The 7,005-nt window shown below is 37.6% G+C and carries 3 protein-coding genes; 1 reads left to right on the top strand and 2 read right to left on the bottom strand.

Annotated elements, in window-relative coordinates; all coding sequences use genetic code 11:
• Nucleotides 1-135: 135 nt before the first annotated feature.
• A complete protein-coding gene (locus V7S76_RS13215; RefSeq protein WP_459510617.1) occupies nt 136-1,437 on the bottom strand; it encodes an amidohydrolase family protein in 1,302 nt (433 codons plus the stop codon).
• A gap of 14 nt (nt 1,438-1,451) precedes the next feature.
• Nucleotides 1,452-4,460 (bottom strand): amidohydrolase family protein, encoded by a 3,009-nt coding sequence (locus V7S76_RS13220; RefSeq protein WP_459510618.1) that lies wholly within the window; start codon nt 4,458-4,460, stop codon nt 1,452-1,454.
• A 108-nt stretch (nt 4,461-4,568) separates the two neighbouring features.
• Here V7S76_RS13220 and rnr point away from each other — a divergent pair, with 108 nt between their 5' ends.
• Nucleotides 4,569-6,815, top strand: a complete 2,247-nt coding sequence (gene rnr / locus V7S76_RS13225) for a ribonuclease R (protein ID WP_459510619.1) — start codon at nt 4,569-4,571, stop codon at nt 6,813-6,815.
• Nucleotides 6,816-7,005: the final 190 nt, after the last annotated feature.

Below are 7,005 nucleotides of genomic sequence, written 5' to 3' on the forward strand. Positions count from 1 at the left end.
AAACCTATTAATCCCGAACAACCAAGAAATAAATTATTAACTTTAAACTAAATAAACCTGAAAGTTGAAAGAAAAGTGACAACCAAATTCAGGCAAGTACATACCTATTACCTATTACCTATTACCTATTACCTATTACCTCTTACCTATCTTATACTTGTATTTATATTTTTCAAACAATTGAGATTGTTTATTGTCTAAATTAATCGAACGACCCTGAATGAATGCATGCGTGACAATACTCGACTTCATATCCAATAAATCGCCAGAACTGATAACTAAGTTGGCATCTTTTCCATTTTCGATACTTCCCGTTTTTTGATCAATACCCAATATTTTGGCTGCATTTAAGGTAATTGCCTGCAAAGCTTCTTCTTTCGTTAAACCATAGGCCGACATCGTTCCTGCTTGAAATGGCAAATTTCTTTGTTGGAAGAATCCGTCACCTGCATCTTGGCAAATGCTGAATAATACGCCCGCTTTTTGTAACATCGCCCCCGTTTTATAAGGTTGATCGATCGCATCATCTTCAGTAGCAGGTAAACTATGTGGTTCCGACAATATCACTGCCACCTGATTATCTTTCAAAATATTGGCAATCATCCAGCTATCCGCACCTCCAATTACTACTAATTTGAAATTAAATTCCTTGGCAAAGTCAATGGCTACCAACATTTCTTTCACTAAATCGCAATGGACATACAAGGTTTTTGTTCGATCAAATAAGCCTTTTGTTGATTCAAATTTCAAGTTGCTAGCTTCGTGATTTTTTTCCGACAAATAAGCTTTTGCTTCACGGAAAAAACCTCTTAGTTCTGTCATTTTTTCTAAACCAGCTTTTACGGCATCTGAACTTTCTCCATTTCTTTGCATGCTGGTAGGTCGATTAATCAATGCGGGCATAACCAAATGTACGCCTTCATCCAAGAGATACGCTGCGTCTTCCCAATTCCAAGCATCTAATTGGACGATCGACGAAGTACCTGGGATGCTGCCACCTTGCGGAGTAATTTGAGCCAATAATACACCATTGGAACGAAGTGTATTGATGACTTTGGAATCTGTGTTATAGGCAATGATGGATCGTATATTCGGATGAATATCCCCTAGTTCATCGTAATCTATGGTTGATTTTGTTGAACTAAATTCCACCAATCCTAAATTGGTATTTGGTGCTATGATGCCCGGATATATATGTTTACCTTTTGCATCAATAAACTCTATTTCTGAATTTTGACTAGGTAAGGCCGTTTCTAAATGGATTTTTCCTTTGTCAATCGACACAATTCCATTGTTGATGACTTGTCCATTTCCGACGTGAATCGTACCACCTGAAATGATAATTTTTTTCGACTGTGCAGGACTCGGGTGCATGTTTTCTTGTCCCAATAAACCAAAGGAAAGAAAACAAAATAGGTTGATTAATATATTTTTCATGTTTGTAGATCTAATTAATTAGCTGATTCGATAAAACGGTGTGAAATTCTCTCCCAAAGGCTTTTTTCATGATTGTGATCTTCTTCGCAAGAATTCATTATTTTAAAGGAAGGAGTTGCTGGAGAAGTCTTAGCCCCACCTTTTTTGGCAGAAATCATTTTTTGAATCAACCGTTGTTTCTCTTCTTGTAATTCCTTTTGTAAAGTCGCATCTAATTCGCGATCAAATACAATCGCGCCATCCACCATCGTTTTTTCTGCTTTGGCATAAATACTTAAAGGATGATCTGACCAAATAACCAAATCGGCATCTTTGCCTTCTTTGATACTCCCTACTCGGTCTGCCACATGAAGCATTTTGGCTGGATTTAGCGTTACCATTTTTAATGCATCTTGTTCTTCCATGCCTGTATATTTAATGCTTTTTGCTGCTTCTTGATTCAACCTTCTAGCCATTTCTGCGTCATCGGAATTGATGGCCACATTCAACCCATTTTGTTGCATTAAATAAGCATTTTGTGGTATAGCGTCTGTCACTTCTATTTTATAAGACCACCAATCGCTAAAGGTAGAAGCATTCGCGCCATGGACTTTCATTTTATCAGCCACTTTGTAGCCTTCTAAAATATGGGTAAAGGTGTTCACTTGAAATCCGAATTTTTCGGCAACTTTCATGATGGAATTGATTTCACTTTGCACATATGAGTGGCAAGTGATAAAGCGCTTTTTATTCAATATTTCGACCAACGTTTCTAATTCTAAGTCGATGCGTTTACCAGGCCCTTGTTTTTCGTAATCCCGTGCTCTCGTAAATGCATCCATTAAAACCTGTTCAACACCCATTCGGGTATCAGGAAAACGGTTATTATTGGTATTATAAGATCTTTTGACATTTTCTCCCAAAGCAAATTTGATAAATGGGTCCCAATTGGCAAATTTCATTTGTTCTGCATTTTGTCCCCAACGGAATTTCAATAATTGGGTTTGACCACCAATGGTATTGCATGAACCATGTAAAATATGACTACTTGTGACTCCGCCACTCAATTGTCTATAAATGTCAATATCATCAGGATCAATAACATCGGCAACACGAACTTCCGCAGTATTAGATTGCGAGCATTCGTTAATACCACCTGTAGCAGCAACGTGTGAATGCTCATCGATAATTCCGGCTGTTACATGTTTATTGGTCCCATCAATAATTTTCGCCGTATTTTCTTTGAGATTTTTACCAATTCCAACAATTTTACCGCCTTTGACTAGAACGTCAGTTTCCGTCAAAACTCCTTGTTTTTCATTGGTCCACACAGTGGTATTTTTAATCAAAATCGTTTCTGATTTTGCGATTGTTTTTTGTCCAAATCCCACAAAAGGATAAACGACTGATCCGATAGATTCAGCTTTGCTTGGGGTTAATTTAATTGAATCCGACGAGGCAACACTTTCTCTCATGGCTGTCCAAGATATCCAATCGCCATTGGGTTTTTGACCCGTTCCTTGCCATTTTTCATTTTGTTGAGTACCCGTTAATCTCGTTTTTCTGCCTTTATCTGACTTTGTGGCAAATGAAATATTCACCAATTCACCTTTCTGACTAATGTCTAATTGCAAGGTGTCTTTTCCCATTAAACTGCCTTTATATGATCCATTCGATCCGGTTACCTGCATCGTATAATTCATTTCGCTAGTTTGGAAACGGTATTTGCCGGCTAAATCTGACTTGGCATCTGTTTGGATGGCGTATACATTTCCTTGAATCCAGTTTTCAATAATTTGCGTTTTTTCATTAAAAATAGGACCCGTACTTATCAGAAAGTTTGCCATTTTGCCAATTTCCAAGGTGCCTATTTGATCACTTAGACCCAACAGGGCAGCGGGAGATTGCGTTAAAGCTTCCAATGCTTTTTGCTCCGATAATCCAGCTTGTATGGCCTTGCGAATATTGGGTAAAAATTGTGAAAGGTCTTTTAAACCATTTGCACTCAAAGCAAAAGGGATATTTGCTTTTTCGAAACTAGCTGGATTACTCGGAGCTAGTTCCCAGTGTTTTAATTCTGCTAAATTGACAAATCTAGTATCTGTCGGGTCTTCTAAGTCCATAGCTTGAGGAAATGAGATGGGTAAAATAAATGAGGCCTTACTTGCTTTCATTTCATCAATTCGTTGATACTCATCTCCACTAGCCTTAATTATATATTGAATGCCAAATTCATCTCCAATTTTATCAGCTCTTAATGCGCTCCATTTATCGGACACCTCAAAAATTTGAGGTAGATTCAATTGATCATTAAATGCTTGCAAGGTTAAATTTAAACCTTCGCCTTCGGATTTGTTTTTGTACCACTGGCCATCTAAAAATAATTGACGCATTAAAGCTATGCTACCCATAAGGGAGTTCGGATAATCTTGGGTAGAAGAACCCTTGTTAAATGAATAATGAGCAGAAGCCTTTTCTTTGATAATGACTAAATTTTCTTTTTCCTTGGCCAAAGTAACCAGCGCACCTGTTCCTCTAGAAATACCATCCATTTGATGACTTAACACTGTTCCAAATCCTAATTTTCTTAGTTCTTTGGCTTTGGAGTCATTGACCGTAAAATTTTTGGCCAAAGAAAATTCTGATTTCAAGGCTTGGTTCCAACCGAAAGCACCTTTGGTGTTAGAAAGCATTTGAGCCGGTTCCCGATAGGAACGGCTAGCAACGGTTACGCTTGGAGTGCCATAATCGCTGTATAAATCAATAAAAGAAGGATAAATGAATTTCCCTTGACAGTCAATCACAACTGCGTCTTTGGGAATAGAAAGATTGGTTCCTATTTGTTCAATTTTACCTTTTCGAACGATTAATGTGCCATTGTTGATGACATTTTTTGAATCTTTTACAATTCGAGCATTTGTAAATGCATAATGTCCTTGTCTAGGACTAGAAATTTCAGATATTGGAAAGGTAGATTGAGACCATATGGGACCACTGCTGAGCAAAAAAATCACAGCAATCCACTTAGAAAAGGTAGATTTCATTCGTTTAGTTTTATGATGAATTCGAAAATTACAAATTAAAATAACAATTCGTTAAGCTTAGCTTAAATTTAAAAGCCGTACCTTGCAGATTAATTAGAATGAAACATTATGGCAGGTTCACCGAAGGAGGAAAAATTTTTGAACGCCTTGCAAGCAGAAATAGTAGAATATTTTGAATTAAATGATTTTCGATCGTTTTCGATCAATCAAATACATAAAGCCTTTGCTATTAGAGATCGAAATACAAAAGAACTTTATGCAAAAGCAGTCCAAAAATTAGTACTAGAAAATAGAATTTTACGTTTACCCGATGGTAATTATCGTTTTGATAGTGAATCATTTCAAGTGGTAGGTCGTGTAGATCACGTGAATTCCCGTTTTGCATTTGTGATTCCAGAAACAGCCGGTGGCAAAGATATTTGGGTCGCAACATCTGATTTGAACAATGCCAAAGATGGTGATATCGTTCGAGTACAAGCCCGAAAACCAAGTACCAAAAAGAAGAATGATCGTCCGGAAGGAGAGGTTATAGAGATCATTGAGCGTCGAGCTCCTGAATTTGTGGGAGTTTTACAAGTAACACCTAATTATTCATTTTTGATTCCCGATTCGAAAAAAGTCTACGAGGATATTTACATTCCTAAACATGAAGTTAGAGGTGCGAATCATTTAGATAAAGTTATTGTAGAAGTAACTCGGTGGTCACAACCAGGCAAAAAAGCGGAAGGAAGAGTAGTGAAAGTTTTGGGAAAAGCAGGTGAGAACGAAACAGAAATGCATTCGATTCTTGCTGAATTTGGTTTACCCTATGATTTTCCAGAAGAGGTTGAAGCAGCAGCTGAATCAATACCAACGGCCATACCCAAGGAAGAATTCAAAAAGCGAAAGGATATTCGCAATGTTTTGACATTTACGATTGATCCGATTGATGCCAAGGATTTTGATGATGCCATTAGTTATCAAAAATTACCCAATGGGAATACTGAAATTGGTGTTCATATTGCAGATGTTAGCCATTATGTAAAACCCGGAAGCGTTTTGGATGTGGAGGCTTATCGTAGAGCCACTTCCGTATATTTAGTGGATCGTGTGGTGCCCATGTTGCCAGAGAAATTATCAAACGGACTATGTTCTTTAAGACCGCACGAAGACAAATTGACTTTTTCAGCGATTTTTGAGATAGATGCTAAGGATAAAATTGTTAAGGAATGGTTTGGAAGGACCATTACACATTCGGACCGACGTTTTGCCTATGAGCAAGCACAAGTTTTGATTGAAAATACAGAAGCAACGGATGATCTTTGTGAACCAATTGTCAAAGAGTTAAACCGGATTGCTAAAATTTATCGTGCTGAGCGTTTTGCCAAAGGATCTGTGAATTTTGAAACTGTCGAAGTTCGATTTGAATTGGATGAAACAGGAAAACCGATAGCAGTTTATCCGAGAGAGCGAAAAGATGCCCATAAATTAATTGAAGAATTCATGTTGTTGGCCAATAAAAAAGTGGCTGCTTATGTACATGACCTAAAAAAGGAAGATCCTAGAAATACCATGGTGTATCGTGTTCACGAGGCACCAGACCCAGAAAAATTACGAGTATTCTCGACTTTTGCCAAAAAATTTGGATACCAAGTTTCTACGGAACCTAAACATGTCAGCGATTCATTTAATGCCTTAATGGAAAACATTGAAGGTAAAGCGGAACAACATGTATTACAAAGTTTAGCGGTTCGAACGATGTCAAAAGCACGTTACAGCACCGATGCCATCGGCCACTTCGGTTTGGCATTTCCGTTTTATTCGCATTTTACTAGTCCTATTCGTCGTTATCCAGATGTGATGACCCATCGATTGTTACAGCATTATTTGGATAAAGGTGCTTCTCCTGAACGAGCACCTTTGGAAATACAATGTAAACACTGCTCGGACAGAGAAAAAATGGCAGCAGATGCAGAGAGGGCTTCGATCAAATACAAACAAGTGGAATACATGAGTTTGCATGAACCTCAAATTTTTGATGGAATCATTACCGGAATTACGGAATTTGGTTTGTTTGTGGAAATTGGTGATACGAGTTGCGAGGGTTTAATTCGCATGGTCGATTTAAATGATGATTTTTACGATTTAGATAAAGAGAATTTCCGGATTGTAGGTAAATCTAATGGCCGAGTTTTTGGATTTGGAGATGCCGTTAAGGTAAAAGTTCGGGATACGAATTTAGCCAAAAGAACCATCGATTTGGAATTAGTAGGAATGCGAAATGGTGCAGAAAATCGATTCGCCAATAACCGTAGTCGTAAAAGAGAATCACCTCGAAACTTTAAAGTAATTCCTAAAGGAAAAAGAAGACGATAGGGAGTTTTGAAGTAAGAAGAGAGAAGAGAGAAGAAAGGAAATGTCTTTTACCTATTACCTAATACGACACTATCCCATAAACTGTGTAAGTAAAAAACAGGGGCTTCGGATTTGCTTTTAAATTCGGAGCCTTTTTTCAAATATAGCCAAAAATTGATTCAAAATAATTCCCCAGTTGTGAATTGGCATA

It is taken from the genome of Aquirufa sp. ROCK2-A2 (assembly GCF_054558485.1).

Bases quoted from the DNA above. Each gene is read 5' to 3' on its own strand.
- rnr (WP_459510619.1), top strand. From the start codon at position 4,569: ATGGCAGGTTCACCGAAGGAGGAAAAATTTTTGAACGCCTTGCAAGCA.
- V7S76_RS13220 (WP_459510618.1), bottom strand. From the start codon at position 4,460: ATGAAATCTACCTTTTCTAAGTGGATTGCTGTGATTTTTTTGCTCAGC.
- V7S76_RS13215 (WP_459510617.1), bottom strand. From the start codon at position 1,437: ATGAAAAATATATTAATCAACCTATTTTGTTTTCTTTCCTTTGGTTTA.